This is a genomic window from Telluria sp. LT2P34 (assembly GCF_059685915.1).
Map to the genome: position 1 here is coordinate 380,955 of NZ_JCASIN010000003.1, position 13,372 is coordinate 394,326.

Sequence of the window (13,372 nt, forward strand, 5' to 3'; positions counted from 1 at the left end):
TCTTATGGTGTCGTGTCTTGTTCGCCGCGCAGAAAAGAGCGGTACCACTTGCCGCTGCCCTTCAGGCGGCGTTTCTGGCTTGCGTAATCGATATGGGTCAGCCCGAAGCGCTTCAGGTAACCTTCGGCCCACTCAAAGTTGTCGAGCAGGCTCCAGGCAAAGTAGCCCTTTACCGGTACTCCTTCATCGAGCGCCGACTTAAGCGTGGCCAAGTGGCGCATCAGGTAATGGCGGCGCCCTACGTCGTCGATTTCGCCGTCGGCGGCCACCTCGTCGGCAAAGCAGGACCCGTTCTCGGTGATGTACATCGGGCCCGGATGGTAATCGCGCTCGATACGCAGCAGCAGTTCGGCCAGGCCCTCGGGCGCCACTTCCCAGCCCATGTAGGTAGTCTGTGCGCCGGCTGGGGGCGGCAGCACGCGAGCCGACAAGGGCGCATGCTGCGGATCGTGCGCGATGGTCTCGGGGAAGTAATAGTTCACGCCAAGGAAGTCGGTCGGAACCGCGATGGCCTCCAGGTCGCCCGGCAGCACGACCGGGGCGGCGTCGCCGATCGCGTCCAGAGTCGCCTTTGGATAGCCGCGGCCGTACAGCGGGTCGAGGAACCAGCGGTAGCGCAGACCGTCATGACGTGCGGCGGCGGCCACGTCGTCCGCATGATCGCTGGCGGGGCGCACCGGGTGCAGGCTCAGGGCAATGCCCGTCTTGGCCTCGCGGACATTGGCGCGGATCAGCGGCACCGCCTTGCCATGCGAGAGCAGCACGTGGTGGGCAACCTGGAGCGCGATCTTGAAGTCGGTGTTGCCCGGCGCGTGCCAGCCTTCGAAGTTGCCGATGATAGCCGTACACCACGGCTCGTTGTGGGTGATCCAGTGCTGCACGCGGTCCCCCAGGCGGCGCGTAACCGCATCGACGAAGGCCAGGTAAGCGTCGACGGTGGCGCGCTCGTTCCAGCCGCCGCGGTCCTGCAGGAATTGCGGCAGGTCCCAGTGGTAGAGCGTGGCCCAGGGCTGCAGGCCCCGCTCCAGCATCCCATCGACCAGGCGTGAATAGAAGTCCAGGCCTTCTTCGTTCGGCTTGGCGCCTACTTCGGAAAAAATGCGCGGCCAGGCGATCGAGAAGCGGTAGGCGTTCAATCCCAAGTCGCGCCCGATGTCGAAGTCTTCCGGCCAGCGGTGATAGTGGTCGCACGCGACCGAACCGTTGGAGCCGTCCTTGATCTTGCCCGGGATGGCGGCGAAGCGGTCCCAGATCGATTCGACCCGTCCGCCTTCCTGGCCGGCGCCTTCGATCTGGTAGGACGAGGTGGCGCAGCCCCACAAGAAGTCGGGGGCGAAATCGCCGCGCGACGGTGCGGCCGGCTCGGGACTGGAAGCTGTTGTCATGATCTATTTTGTTTTATTTCGTTACGCTAGGATATTTGGAAAGCTTTCCATTTGCAATGTAAAAAAAAGGCCGACGCGCGGCCTGTGCGCTATTTTTTCTTGCTGCGCGTCGTGCCTAGCACCTCGGCCAGTGAGGCGCGCACTGTGACGCTCACCGGGAAGGTGCGCGTCACCGGGCGGTGCAGGTCGTAGCAGCGGTTGAGCAGGGCGTTCAGGCCGTTGAGCGTCATTTCGCGCCACGGCATGTGCACCGACGTGAGGCGCGGGGCCGAAAACGCGGCGCTCGGCGTGTCGTCGTAGCCGATCACCGACAGGTCACGCGGGACACTGACGCCGGCTTCCTGGAAGTAGGCCAGCGCGCCCACCGCCATCTCGTCGTTGGCGCAGAACAGGGCGCTGCACTTGTAGCCGGAATCGATCAGCGCCTTGGCCGCGGACCAGCCGCCCTGAGGCGAGAAGTCGCTCTCGAGCGTCCAGACCTTGCCGGTATCGATGCCATCGGCTTCCAGTTCGCGCATGAAGCCGTCGACGCGAGCCACGTTGTCGGCCAGCGCCGCCGGGCCGGAGATGACCGCGATGTCGCGATGCTTGTAGTTAAGCAGGGTGCGCGCAGCCAGACGACCGCCCAGGGTGTGGTCGACCGTGAAGCATTGCTCCGGTATCCGCGTGGATTCATGGTTCAGCGCCACCAGTTGTTTCTGCTTGGCGCCGAGCGAGGCGAGGTCTTCGTCGGTGAGGGCGCTGGTCATCATGACGATGCCGTCGCAGCCGCGCTCGATCAGGAACTCGATACCCTCCAGGGCCTGGCGGCGCGCGTCGCCCAGGCCAACGCCGAAGGCCACCACCATGTGCAGGCCGGCAGCGCGCAACTCGGTATCGATGATCTGCAGGATCGGGGTGTAGAAGGTACCGCTCAGGACCGGGATGTAGACCCCTACCATGCGGCTGGTGCCGGACAGCAGGGCGCGTGCGGCATGGGATGGACGGAACCCGAGCTCGTCGATCGCCTTGCGTACGCGTTCGAGCGTGGCCGGCGACACCGAGCCCTTGCCGCTGACTACGCGTGAGGCGGTGCCGAGGCCGACGCCGGCGAGACGCGCTACGTCCTTGATGGTTGCCACTGACGATCCTTCATCGGTAAATAGTTACTCGAAACACTGAAGCATACTGCATTCATCCGACACTGGCACCTGCCTTGAAAGGCGCTTTCCAGTGACCGGATCGAATAGCGACACCCGCGCCGCATCGATGTCGAAGCGCACTGCCTGCCCGCTCGCCAGCGGCCGCTGGTCGTGCACGATGCCGGAAAGCTGGTGTCCGCCGCAGTCGAGCCAGACGACCTGGTGGTTCCCCATCGGCTCGACGAGCGTGACGGTGGCCTGCAGGAGACCATCGGCAACAATGTGAATGTCTTCCGGCCGCACCGCCAGCGTCACCGCGCCCGAAGGCGCAACGCAGTCCGGCGTCACGGTCAGCGCCAGCGTGCCGGCACTGAAGCGGCGCCGCGCAGCGAGTTCCCCGTCGAGCCGGCCCTCGACGAAATTCATCGAGGGCGAACCGAGGAATCCGGCCACGAAGCGGTTGGCCGGGCGCTCGTAGACTTCGCCCGGGGTGCCTATCTGCTGGATGAGGCCGCCCTGCATGACCACGATGCGGGTGGCCAGCGTCATCGCCTCGGCCTGGTCGTGGGTCACGTAGATCATGGTCGAGCCTAGCGTCTGGTGCAGCATCTTGAGCTCGCGGCGCAGTTCGGCGCGCAGCTTGGCGTCAAGGTTCGAGAGAGGCTCGTCGAACAGGTAGACGCCGGCTTCGCGCACCAGGGCGCGGCCGATCGCCACCCGTTGGCGCTGACCGCCCGAGAGCTGGGCAGGTTTACGGTCCAGCAGCATTTCCAGCTGCAGCATCTCGGCCACCTTCTGCACGCGCCGGTTGATCTCAGCCTTGGGCGCGCCCGAGATGCGTAGTCCGAAGGACATGTTCTTCTCTACTGTCATCGTCGGATACAGGGCATAGGACTGGAAGACCATGCCGATCCCGCGTTCGCTCGGATCGGCATGACTCATGTCGCGTCCGCCGATCTCGATCGAGCCTCCGGCCAGGTCGATCAGGCCGGCAATGCTGTGCAGCAGAGTCGACTTGCCGCAACCCGAGGGGCCGAGCAGGACCACGAACTCGCCCGGCTCGATATTCAGGTCGAGGTCGCGGATGACCTGGTTGCTGCCGCGGTTGATGCACAGTTTGCGCAGGTGAACATTCGACATGGGTTTCAACCTTTCACGGCGCCGGCGGCGATACCACGCACGAACCAGCGTCCCGAGATGAAGTAGATCGCCAGCGGCACCGCTGCCGTCAGGATGGTGGCGGCCATGTTGACGTTGTACAGGCGGATGCCGGTGGTGGTGTTGATCACGTTATTCAGCTGCACCGTCATCGGCGCATTGTCGCGGCCCGCGAACACCAGGCCGAGGATATAGTCGTTCCACACGCCGGTGACCTGCATGATGGCGGCGACCACTACGATGGGCAGCGACATCGGCAGCATCACCTGCAGGAAGATGCGCCAGAAGCCGCCGCCGTCGATGCGCGCAGCCTGGAACAGCTCATGCGGCACCGAGGCATAGTAGTTCCGGAACAGCAGGGTCATGATCGGCATGCCGAAGATGACGTGCACCAGCACGATGGCCGGCAGCGAACCGAACACGCCGGCACGCGCCATCATCCATACGAGCGGATAGATCATGACCTGCACCGGAATGAACGCGCCGGCCAGCAGCACGCCGAAAAGCAGGTTGGCCCCGCGCGGCTTCCAGAACGAAAGCGCGTAGCCGTTGATGGCGCCCAGCAGAATCGGGATGATAGTGCTCGGCACCGTGATCGCCACCGAATTCCAGAAGCCGCCGCTGACCTGGTTCCAGGCGTTATTCCAAGGCTCGACGGTAACGAAGACGGGCAGGGCAAACACGTTGCCGCTCCTGACCTCGTCCATCGACTTGAAGGACGTGATGATCATCACATACAGCGGCAGCAGGAAGTACAGCGCGGCGCTGAACAGGAATGCATACACGCCGATGCGCGCAGGGCTGATGCGTTTGCGGCGCGCGCTTGATGCGGTATCGAAGGACATGGCCGGAGCGACTGCCTGCAAGGTGGTCTGGCTCATGCGCGCTTGCTCCGGCTGCGTGCGTACGCATAGGGCGCCAGCAGGGCCAGTACCGGGATGAGCAGGGTAACGGCGCCGGCGGAGGCCAGCCCGATGTTCGAACGCAGGAACAGGTGGTCCATGATGAACTTGGCCGGCACTTCGCTGGCGACGCCGGGACCGCCACCGGTCATCGCCACCACCGCATCGTAGAGCTTGACCACTGCGGTACACAGCAGCAGGAACACCGTGGCGAGCGTCGGCCCCAGCATCGGCAGCACAACCTGCAGGTACACGCGCCAGGCCGGGATGCCGTCCAGACGGGCGGCCTTGTAGATTTCCGGATCGACGCCGCGCAGGCCTGCCAGCATCAGCGCCATCACCAGTCCCGAAGCCTGCCATACGGCGGCAATGACGATGGTATAGATCACCATCTCCTGGTCGACGATCCAGTCGAAACTGAAGTGAGCGAAGCCCAGCCGGCGCACCGCGCCCTCGATGCCGGCCTCCGGCGCCAGCAGCCACTGCCACACCAGACCTGTCGCGACGAAGGACATCGCATACGGGTAGAGGAAGACCGTGCGCAGAAAGCTTTCGCCGCTGATGTTCTGGTCGATGAAGGCAGCCAGCAGGAAGCCCAGCACCATGCACGCGAGAATGAAGAGCGCGCCATACACAGCGAGGTTGTTCAGCGAGATCAGCCAGCGCTCGTTGTCGAACAGGCGGACGTACTGTGCGGCGCCGATGAAGTTATCGGAGGGGAAGGTGCGCGAAGCGGTGAACGAGGTACGCAAGGTCCACAGCGCCGCGCCAATGTAGGCGACAAGGACCGTCAGCGCCATCGGGAGCAGGGCGAGGTGGGGAGTGAAGTTCCGCGAGCGCAGGGTGGTCATGGATGTCAGTACTTCAGCGCGTTGGCGATGCTCTTCTGGGCGCGCTCGACTGGCATGCCGGTGTTCCAGTAGGCGGTCAGCACGTCCTGCATGGCGCCGTTCTGGTCCGGCGTCAGATACACCTCCGTCACGCCGGCCTGGCGAGTGCGGTCCTTCATGATCTCGATGCCCTTGCGGGCGCACAGGTCCAGTCCCGTTGCGTCGACATCGGTACGGACCGGGATCGAACCTTTCAGCTTGCTGAAACCCACCTGCAGTGCAGGCTGCGATACGACATCGGCCAGCAGCTGCTGGGCGCGCAGGATGCCGTTGTCGACGGTACGCGGGAAGACGAACACGTCGCCCTGGATCAGGTAAGGGGTCGCCGGCGTGAAGCCGGCCATGCAGCCGTAGTGCTGGCCCGCGACTTGGCGCGCATTGGTGAACTCGCCCTTGGCCCAGTCGCCCATCACCTGGAAACCGGCGTGGCCGGCGATGACCAGGGCAGTGGCGTCGTTCCAGTTGCGGCCCGGGGAGCCAGCGTCGACGTAGGATTTCAGGCGCTTGAAGGCGAGCAGCACGTTGCGGAAGGCCGGCGAGAGCAGGGTCGCCTGGTCGCGGTCGCGGATGGCGCGGAGGTAGAGGTCCTTGCCGCCCATGTTGGCCAGGATCGCCGAGAACAGCACGGTCTCCTGCCACGACTGGCCCCCATGGGCGAGCGGGATGATGCCGGCCGCTTTCAGTTTGTCGAGTGCGGCAAAGAATTCCGCCATGCTGCCCGGCTCGCTGGTGATGCCGGCCTTACGGAAGGCGACCTTCGAATACCAGAACCAGGTCTGCATATGAATGTTCAGCGGCACCGCGTAGTAGTGACCCTGCACCTTGATCACGTCGATGATCGGCGTGGGCAACACTTGGTCCCAGTTCTGGGCACGGGCCACGAGGTCGACGTTGTTGAGCATCCCCGCTTCGATCACATCAAGGAACTGCTTGGAGGTGTTGAACTGGGCCGCGGTCGGCGGATTTCCGCCAACGATGCGGTTGATGGTCACGGCACGTGACTGATCGCCGCCGGCGATCGCGGTATCGATCCACACGCCGCCTGCGTTGCGGTAGGCCTGAGCGACGTGCTTGACTGCGGCCGACTCGCCGCCGGAGGTCCACCAGTGGATGACTTCCGCTTTCGGTGCGGCCTGTTCCGAAGCAGCAGTTTGCGTCGAACCGGCAAGCATCATGGCAAGGGCAAGCCGTGCGCCGACAACCGCCAGGGTGCGGGATGTGAACATCGTGTCTCCGTTAACGCCGTTCGTGTCGGTAAGTTGGAAACGTTACCATCGGCTTTTCGCGACTATATCACCGGGGGAATTCAGGGTCAAATAGATATTGCAGCGTGGATTCTGTCACATTTTAATGCTAGCAATACAAGTTTTAGCATTAATTGGTTGCACTAAAAAAGGGCGCAAGGTCATGTGTTCCTGGAGAAAGTCAGTGGCATGGATTTCACTCGGTGCTTGCATCGCGGACTACGATGGCTGCTGGCACCATCACATAACAAATACGGGCTTTTTGGAGACAACGTGACCACCACCGAGATTTTCCGTATCGCGATGCTGCCGATTTTCGTCGCACCCTGTAAGTCGTGGCGGCTCGGCAAACCGACCACCTTGCCCCGCTGGTCGTGGTCCAGATCATGGTACTGCGCGCGGTATCGATCAGCCGGTGCTGATGAGATCTTCTTCGCAATCAATGGCTTGGCTCAGCCATTAATCATCGAGTGGGAGTGACTTCCTGCGGGAGATCATTGTAAGTGTTTGAAAAGGCTCGCTTCGGCGAGCTTTTTCATCGCTGCACCCAGGTTGACCCCGCCCATGCCGTACGATGATTGATTGGATGAGACTGTTTGCTGGTGCGGAAAATCATCGCCGTTGAATTTTGTGCAATAATTTAACATTGCGCGTTCGGTTACTCTGATGATCGTCTGTTTCGCTCTTTTCCCTTACTGAAGACCTGATGTCCGTTCATTCTCTACAAGCCAATCCTCCCGACATGCAAGCGTTGCTGAAGACTTATGTCCCCGGACTCGACGTCGTGCTTGGCGGCGGACTGCCCGCCGGCCACCTCTACCTGGTCCAAGGGCTGGCTGGCAGGGGCAAGACGACCATGGCGTGTCAAATTGGATTCAACCATGCGCGCCTGGGCAAAAAGGTAGTGGTCATGACTTTGCTTGGCGAGTCGCATGCCAAGATGATCAACCACTTTGCCAACTTCAGTTTTTACGACGATGCGCTGGTGGGCAAGGAGATCGTCTTTTTCTCGGCTTATGCAAGCCTTGTCAAAGGCGGGCTACGAGACCTGCTGCAGCTGATCGTCGCTACCCTGTCGGAAGAGCACCCGCATATCCTGATCATTGACGGCTTCCGGTCAATACGTAATTCGAGCGCTACCGATCTCGCGCTGGCCGAATTCATGCATTCGCTTAATTCGCTTGTTTCATCGATGGGCTGCACGACCTTTCTGCTCTCTCCGGTCGAAGGCAACATTACCGACATCGAGAACACGCTGGTCGATGGCGTCATCGAGCTTGGACAGTGTAGTCAAGGCATGGGCGTCATCCGCGAACTGCAGGTCTTCAAAATTCGCGGCGCCAAGCACTTGTTAGGCAAGCACGTCTTCGAAATGCGCAGCGAAGGCCTGGTGGTGTATCCCCGCTTCGAAGCCCTGGCCACCCACGCCAAGGCTCCGCCAGCTGTGCGCGGCCGCTTGAGCGTGGGCATTTCGAGCTGGGACGAACGGATTGGCGGCGGAGTTGTCTCCGGCTCGATTACCTGCCTGCTAGGCAGCCCGGGGGTTGGCAAGACCATGATGGGCCTGCACTTCATCGACGCCGGCCTGAAAAATGGCGAGAACTGCCTGATCGTTGGCTTCCATGAGTCCCCCGAAACCCTGGTGCACAAAGCCGAGCAAATCTCCATCGTGCTGCAGCCTTACGTCGACAGTGGAAGCTTGCAGATGATATGGCAGCTGCCGCTCGAAATTCTGATCGACGACCTGGCCTCGCGCATGCTCGCGTGTATCCGTGAGCACAAAATCAGCCGGCTCCTGATCGACGGGGTCGAAGGCATGGATAACCTGATCATGCATCCGGAGCGTTCGCGCGGTTTTCTCATAGCACTGAGCAATGAGCTGAGATTGCATGGGGTCACGGTCTATATGACCGAACAGCTGCATTACTTCAAGAAGGGCTCGCCGGCAGCCGAGCCTTCTTCCTCGATGCTGTACGAGAACATCATGTTGCTGGAGTATTTTGCCGTGGCCGACATCAATCACCGCAGGATTTCGGTGATGAAGTTGCGCGAGAACGAGTACGACGGCGCCAACCGCATCTTGACGATTTCGGGTGAAGGTATGGCGGTCGGTGGCCTGACGTCTTCAGCAAACGTGAAAGAGCCTGAAGCCGACGGCAATGTGGGCTAGGCATGGGGATGCACGTGAACAAAAGACCTCTGATTCTGGTGGTCGATGATGAGGTCGATATTACCGAAACTTACGCCCTGTACCTCGATTTCCAGGGATTTGAAGTCATTACCGCCAACAATGCGTCGCAGGCACTCGATCTACTGTCGAGCAAGGTTCCGGACCTTATCATTTCGGACTGCATGATGCCGCAAATGGACGGCGTCGAGCTGTCTCGGCAGATCAAGTCCAGGCCTGAGACCCGGAACGTTCCGATTATCCTGATGAGCGGCGCACCTGAACGGCACGACATGAACAGCCCGACATATGAGGTCTTCTTGCGAAAGCCGATATTTTTCGATCGTCTGATGCCGGAGATCTGGAAGCTGCTTGGATAGTTGTTTCAGGCAGCCTCGGCCAGACCGGGCCTACCAATAGCCGAGCAGTTTCCACCAGGCGCCGCCAATCACCGCGAAGATCGCGAGCTCAAGCACGCACATGACGAAGCCCACGCGCCACCAGGTTCCCATGGTGACGTAGCCACTGCCAAAAATAATCGGCGAGGTTCCCGTGGCATAGTGCGTCAGGGTCATCATGATCGACGAGCCAGCCGTCATCATCAACAAGAACGGTACGAGGTAAGCCCCAGGGAGCAATTGCGCCGCGACCACGAGGAAGGCCAGCATCATGGCGCTGATGTGGGCCGTCGTGCTGGCAAACAGGTAGTGCGAGAACACGAAGGCCAGCAGCAAAACACTTCCCGCCGCCATCCACCCCATGCCGCTCGCAACAATCGCATCGTTCATGCCGGTCGCGCCCCAGGCGATGACGCCGAGTTTGTTCAACTGCTCGGCAAGCATGACCAAGGCACCGAACCAGATCAAAGTGTCCCATGCGCTTTTTTCGGACAACACGTCGTCCCAGTCGAGGGTGCCGGTGATGATCAGGACGAACAAGCCAATGAAGGCCACCACGGTCGGATCGAGCGTCAGCGACGGACCAAACAGCAGTGCCGGCAGGTTCGCCCACAGAACCAGGAGTAATCCAAAGGTGCCCAACATGACTTTTTCCTTTGGCCCCAGCGGGCCCATCCGCTTGAGCTCGTCACGCGCATAATCGACCGCGTCCGGTGTCGCCTTCAGCAGGGGCGGCGACAGCAGGTAAATCACGAGGGGCATCACGAGCAGGCAGACCAGGCCTGGCAGCACCATGCAAAGCGCCCATGTCGTCCAGCTTAGGTGGAAGCTTTGGTTACTTGCCTTGGCAACAAACTCGACCACCAGCGGGTTGGGCGCGGTGGCCGTCAGGAACATGGCCGACGTGATGGGATTGGCGTGGTAGTTGACCAGGGCAAGATAGGTGCCTACTTTGCCCTGTGTACCATCGGCCGGGTCGGACTTGAATGCGGTGGCGATCGATTTCATGATCGGATGGACGATGCCGCCGCCGCGCGCAGTATTACTTGGCGTGAATGGGGCCAGCACCAGCTCGCATATGGTGAGCCCGTAGCCGATGCCGATGGTACGCTTGCCCAGCAGTGCGATGAACATCAGCCCGATGCGACTGCCAAGCCCGGTTTTCTTCAAGCCACGCGATATCAATATGGCGACAACGATGAGCCAGATCAGGGGGCTGGAAAAACTGCTCAGCGCATCGGCCATCGCCCCTTTCGACGAAGGCGATGTGACTTGCGACAGGGCGACGATCACGATCGCCATCATCGCCATGACGCCAATCGGCATCACCTTGAGGATAATGGCCACGATCGTCGTGAGGAAGATCGCGACCAGCGTCCACGCCTTGGGGTCCAGCCCTGCCGGGCAGGGCATCAATAGCAGGGATGCCAGTACGACGGTTGTGATGAGTGCGGGGATGGGGCGAAACGGCACCACTTCGCCGAAGTAGCGCAGCGACGCGCGCAGTTTCAGTAACATCGGACGTCCGGCACGAGGCAGGAAATAAACAGGCCTCGGAACAGGAGACGCGAAGGGCTGTTCATCATTCGGCTGCAGCCAGCAGCTTCCTGATTCTCATCCACGACTTTCTTCAAAGGCGATAATGACCTTCAAGGCCTGTGTTTCCGCAGCACGGCCGAAGGTATCGTAGGCCGCGAGAATGTCGTCGAAGCTGAAATGATGGGTCACTAGGCGCGTCGGGTCGATTTTTCCGGAGCCGACGGTTTTTAAGAGCATCGGAGTCGAATAGGTGTCGACGAGGGAAGTCGTGATCGAGATGTTTCTCGACCATAAGCGCTCGAGGTGCAGTTCGACAGCCTGGCCATGCACGCCGATATTCGCAACGACGCCGCCTGGCGCAACAATATCCTCGCACAGCAGGAAGGTGGCAGGCACGCCGACCGCTTCGATCGCGGTATCGACGCCTTTGCCATCGGTGAGCGCCATCACGCGCGCCCTGATGTCGTCTGCAGCGCTGTCAAGCACATGCGTTGCGCCGAATTGTTTCGCCATGTCAAGTCGATGCTGGTCCAGGTCGATCGCGATGATCATGGCCGGCGAGTACAACTGTGCGGTAAGCAGTGCCGCGAGACCGATCGGGCCGCAGCCGACAATGGCCACTGTCGAGCCAGGTTCGACTTTGCCACTCAGGACACCGCACTCGAAGCCGGTCGGCAAGATATCGCTGAGCATGACCATGGCTTCCTCGTCCACCCCAGGTGGGATCGGGTACAGGCTCGTTTCGGCGTGAGGTGCACGAACGAACTCTGCCTGCGTGCCGTCGATCGTATTGCCCAGCATCCACCCACCTGTCGCGCAATGCGAAAACATGCGGCGTCGGCAGTATTCGCATTTTCCGCAGCTGGAAATGCAGGAGATCAGTACGCGGTCGCCTACGTGAAAAGTCGTCACGGCGCTGCCAACTTCCTCGATCACGCCGATTCCCTCATGTCCGAGGGTTCGCCCGGGCGTGCAGGTAGCGACATCACCTTTCAGGATATGCAGGTCCGTACCGCAGATAGTGGTCTTGAGCATGCGGACAATGGCATCGCCTGGGTCGCGGAGTGCGGGGCGCGTCCGATCTTCATGTGCGATCTTGCCTGGGCCATGGTAGACGAGGGCTTTCATACGGCACCCCCGCGCAGGATCGTCAGCCGTGCGGCAGCGTTCATTACAGAATGCTTTTTCATAGTTGCTTTCGTGTGTGCGCTACCGGACCGGCAGGCGCGATGCGTGTTGCGGGCGTCAATCAGTCATTTCCATCATAGGAACAATCGATTCCTTCGCAAGACCTGAAAGGACTGGGACGCAATGCAAGGGGAGATTCACGGTGAATTGACTTCCGCGACCTTGGCCTTCACTTGCGGCGGTTACGGTACCGGAATGCAAATGTACGAGACGTTCGACCAGCGCCAGACCGATGCCCATCCCGTCAATATTCTGGCTGTCCGGACGTTCGACCTGGGTGAACAGGTTGAAAACCCGATGCAGCATATGGACTGGTATGCCTTCCCCACTGTCCTGCACGCGGATGACTGCGAACCCGTCCGATCTTTCGGTGGTCACCGTAATGACGCCGCCTGACGGCGTATATTTGGCAGCATTGGTCAGCAGGTTCGACAGGACTTGCGTGAGCCTGATTGCATCGCCGTCGACTTGCAGCGGTTCGGCAGACTGAATGACACGCAGCTCATGCTTTCCGCCGTCCACGAAGGCTTGGCTGATTTCGATCGACTGGTCGACGATCGTTCGCAAATCGAAGGTTTGTTTTTGAAGCCTCAGCTTCCCGCCGCGCACTTTTGACACGTCCATCAGATCGTTGACCAATCGAACCATGTGGTTCGTCTGACGCTCGAGAACGAGCATTGCGTTGGCGCGCGCCGCTGGACTGATCTGGGGCATTTGTAGCAGGTTGCCTACCGTGGTAAGCACGCTCAACGGGCCCCTCAACTCATGCATCACCACCGAAACGAAATTGTCTTTTTGTCGATCGGCTTCTTCAAGTTCCGCAGCTTGACGACGCAAGGTGTTTTCGAGTTCGCGGTGAATCGACATGTCGTGCACCGCGCAGGCGATAAAAACGCCCGCTTCCGTATGCAGGGGGCTGAGCATCACGTCGATTGGAAATTCGCTACCGTTTTTATGTGTGCCCAGTAAATTAAGGCCGCTTCCCATTGAACGCGGCCGCATGTCGGCGTTGTACATCATACGATGGGCGATATGCCCTGTTCGGAAGCGGCCAGGCATGAGCATTTCCATTGGGCGCCCAATAACTTCGTCGCGGCCGTAACCGAACAGCCGCTCAGCTTGACCATTGAACTGAACAATGATCCCGGACTGGTCGACGACCGCGACTGCGTCAGGCGCCACCTCGAGAAAGCCGTGAAAATTCTCGGCAAGTTGTTTGCAACGATGTGGTCCGCTTGTAATCGGCATAGTGTCTCCGTTTCGTTATAAGAACCAGGCCGTAAGGGGTGCGATCTTCACGCCGGAGTTATGCCTGGAAAATCGACATGGCTTTCCTTCTTTGCAGCAAACGTGCAATCTCGAAGCGAAGCGAGTGTGTGT

12 protein-coding genes are annotated in these 13,372 nt (G+C 60.6%); 3 read left to right on the forward strand and 9 right to left on the reverse strand.

Annotation, left to right across the window (positions count from 1 at the left end; all coding sequences use genetic code 11):
- Window positions 1–2 precede the first annotated feature (2 nt).
- From AC56KZ_RS12315 to AC56KZ_RS12340, 6 genes are all read right to left on the reverse strand, one after another.
- Window positions 3–1,385, reverse strand: a complete 1,383-nt coding sequence (locus AC56KZ_RS12315; RefSeq protein ID WP_497162452.1) for a GH1 family beta-glucosidase — start codon at window positions 1,383–1,385, stop codon at window positions 3–5.
- Window positions 1,386–1,474: 89 nt separating this feature from the next.
- The gene (locus tag AC56KZ_RS12320; protein WP_497162453.1) at window positions 1,475–2,506 is read right to left on the reverse strand and encodes a LacI family DNA-binding transcriptional regulator; all 1,032 of its coding nucleotides are present in this window, start codon (window positions 2,504–2,506) and stop codon (window positions 1,475–1,477) included.
- A 24-nt stretch (window positions 2,507–2,530) separates the two neighbouring features.
- Window positions 2,531–3,646 carry an ABC transporter ATP-binding protein gene (locus AC56KZ_RS12325; protein WP_497162454.1) on the reverse strand — a complete coding sequence of 372 codons (1,116 nt, stop codon included), beginning with the start codon at window positions 3,644–3,646 and terminating at the stop codon, window positions 2,531–2,533.
- 5 nt (window positions 3,647–3,651) lie between these two features.
- The gene (locus AC56KZ_RS12330) at window positions 3,652–4,509 is read right to left on the reverse strand and encodes a carbohydrate ABC transporter permease (protein ID WP_497162504.1); all 858 of its coding nucleotides are present in this window, start codon (window positions 4,507–4,509) and stop codon (window positions 3,652–3,654) included.
- A gap of 32 nt (window positions 4,510–4,541) precedes the next feature.
- Complete coding sequence (locus tag AC56KZ_RS12335; RefSeq protein ID WP_497162455.1) at window positions 4,542–5,417, reverse strand: carbohydrate ABC transporter permease; 876 nt, start codon at window positions 5,415–5,417, stop codon at window positions 4,542–4,544.
- 5 nt (window positions 5,418–5,422) lie between these two features.
- Window positions 5,423–6,682 carry an ABC transporter substrate-binding protein gene (locus tag AC56KZ_RS12340; protein WP_497162456.1) on the reverse strand — a complete coding sequence of 420 codons (1,260 nt, stop codon included), beginning with the start codon at window positions 6,680–6,682 and terminating at the stop codon, window positions 5,423–5,425.
- Window positions 6,683–6,973: 291 nt separating this feature from the next.
- Between AC56KZ_RS12340 and AC56KZ_RS12345 the strand changes: the two genes are divergently transcribed.
- The 3 genes from AC56KZ_RS12345 to AC56KZ_RS12355 all read left to right on the forward strand — a co-directional run bounded on the left by AC56KZ_RS12345 (window position 6,974) and on the right by AC56KZ_RS12355 (window position 9,247).
- Entirely contained in the window at window positions 6,974–7,180 is a 207-nt protein-coding gene (locus tag AC56KZ_RS12345) for a hypothetical protein (RefSeq protein ID WP_497162457.1), read from the forward strand.
- Between the two features lie 226 nt (window positions 7,181–7,406).
- Window positions 7,407–8,870 carry an ATPase domain-containing protein gene (locus tag AC56KZ_RS12350; protein ID WP_497162458.1) on the forward strand — a complete coding sequence of 488 codons (1,464 nt, stop codon included), beginning with the start codon at window positions 7,407–7,409 and terminating at the stop codon, window positions 8,868–8,870.
- A gap of 8 nt (window positions 8,871–8,878) precedes the next feature.
- Complete coding sequence (locus AC56KZ_RS12355) at window positions 8,879–9,247, forward strand: response regulator (protein WP_497162459.1); 369 nt, start codon at window positions 8,879–8,881, stop codon at window positions 9,245–9,247.
- A 30-nt stretch (window positions 9,248–9,277) separates the two neighbouring features.
- Here AC56KZ_RS12355 and AC56KZ_RS12360 read toward each other — a convergent pair whose 3' ends face one another.
- From AC56KZ_RS12360 to AC56KZ_RS12370, 3 genes are all read right to left on the reverse strand, one after another.
- Window positions 9,278–10,783, reverse strand: coding sequence for a DASS family sodium-coupled anion symporter (locus AC56KZ_RS12360; RefSeq protein WP_497162460.1), 1,506 nt, complete (start codon window positions 10,781–10,783; stop codon window positions 9,278–9,280).
- A 96-nt stretch (window positions 10,784–10,879) separates the two neighbouring features.
- Window positions 10,880–11,932 carry a zinc-dependent alcohol dehydrogenase family protein gene (locus AC56KZ_RS12365; protein WP_497162461.1) on the reverse strand — a complete coding sequence of 351 codons (1,053 nt, stop codon included), beginning with the start codon at window positions 11,930–11,932 and terminating at the stop codon, window positions 10,880–10,882.
- Between the two features lie 117 nt (window positions 11,933–12,049).
- Complete coding sequence (locus AC56KZ_RS12370; RefSeq protein WP_497162462.1) at window positions 12,050–13,240, reverse strand: PAS domain-containing sensor histidine kinase; 1,191 nt, start codon at window positions 13,238–13,240, stop codon at window positions 12,050–12,052.
- Between the last annotated feature and the right edge of the window lie 132 nt (window positions 13,241–13,372).

Bases quoted from the DNA above. Each gene is read 5' to 3' on its own strand.
- AC56KZ_RS12350 (WP_497162458.1), top strand. From the start codon at position 7,407: ATGTCCGTTCATTCTCTACAAGCCAATCCTCCCGACATGCAAGCGTTG.
- AC56KZ_RS12370 (WP_497162462.1), bottom strand. From the start codon at position 13,240: ATGCCGATTACAAGCGGACCACATCGTTGCAAACAACTTGCCGAGAAT.
- AC56KZ_RS12315 (WP_497162452.1), bottom strand. From the start codon at position 1,385: ATGACAACAGCTTCCAGTCCCGAGCCGGCCGCACCGTCGCGCGGCGAT.
- AC56KZ_RS12325 (WP_497162454.1), bottom strand. From the start codon at position 3,646: ATGTCGAATGTTCACCTGCGCAAACTGTGCATCAACCGCGGCAGCAAC.
- AC56KZ_RS12330 (WP_497162504.1), bottom strand. From the start codon at position 4,509: ATGTCCTTCGATACCGCATCAAGCGCGCGCCGCAAACGCATCAGCCCT.
- AC56KZ_RS12335 (WP_497162455.1), bottom strand. From the start codon at position 5,417: ATGACCACCCTGCGCTCGCGGAACTTCACTCCCCACCTCGCCCTGCTC.
- AC56KZ_RS12360 (WP_497162460.1), bottom strand. From the start codon at position 10,783: ATGTTACTGAAACTGCGCGCGTCGCTGCGCTACTTCGGCGAAGTGGTG.
- AC56KZ_RS12340 (WP_497162456.1), bottom strand. From the start codon at position 6,682: ATGTTCACATCCCGCACCCTGGCGGTTGTCGGCGCACGGCTTGCCCTT.
- AC56KZ_RS12365 (WP_497162461.1), bottom strand. From the start codon at position 11,932: ATGAAAGCCCTCGTCTACCATGGCCCAGGCAAGATCGCACATGAAGAT.
- AC56KZ_RS12355 (WP_497162459.1), top strand. From the start codon at position 8,879: ATGCACGTGAACAAAAGACCTCTGATTCTGGTGGTCGATGATGAGGTC.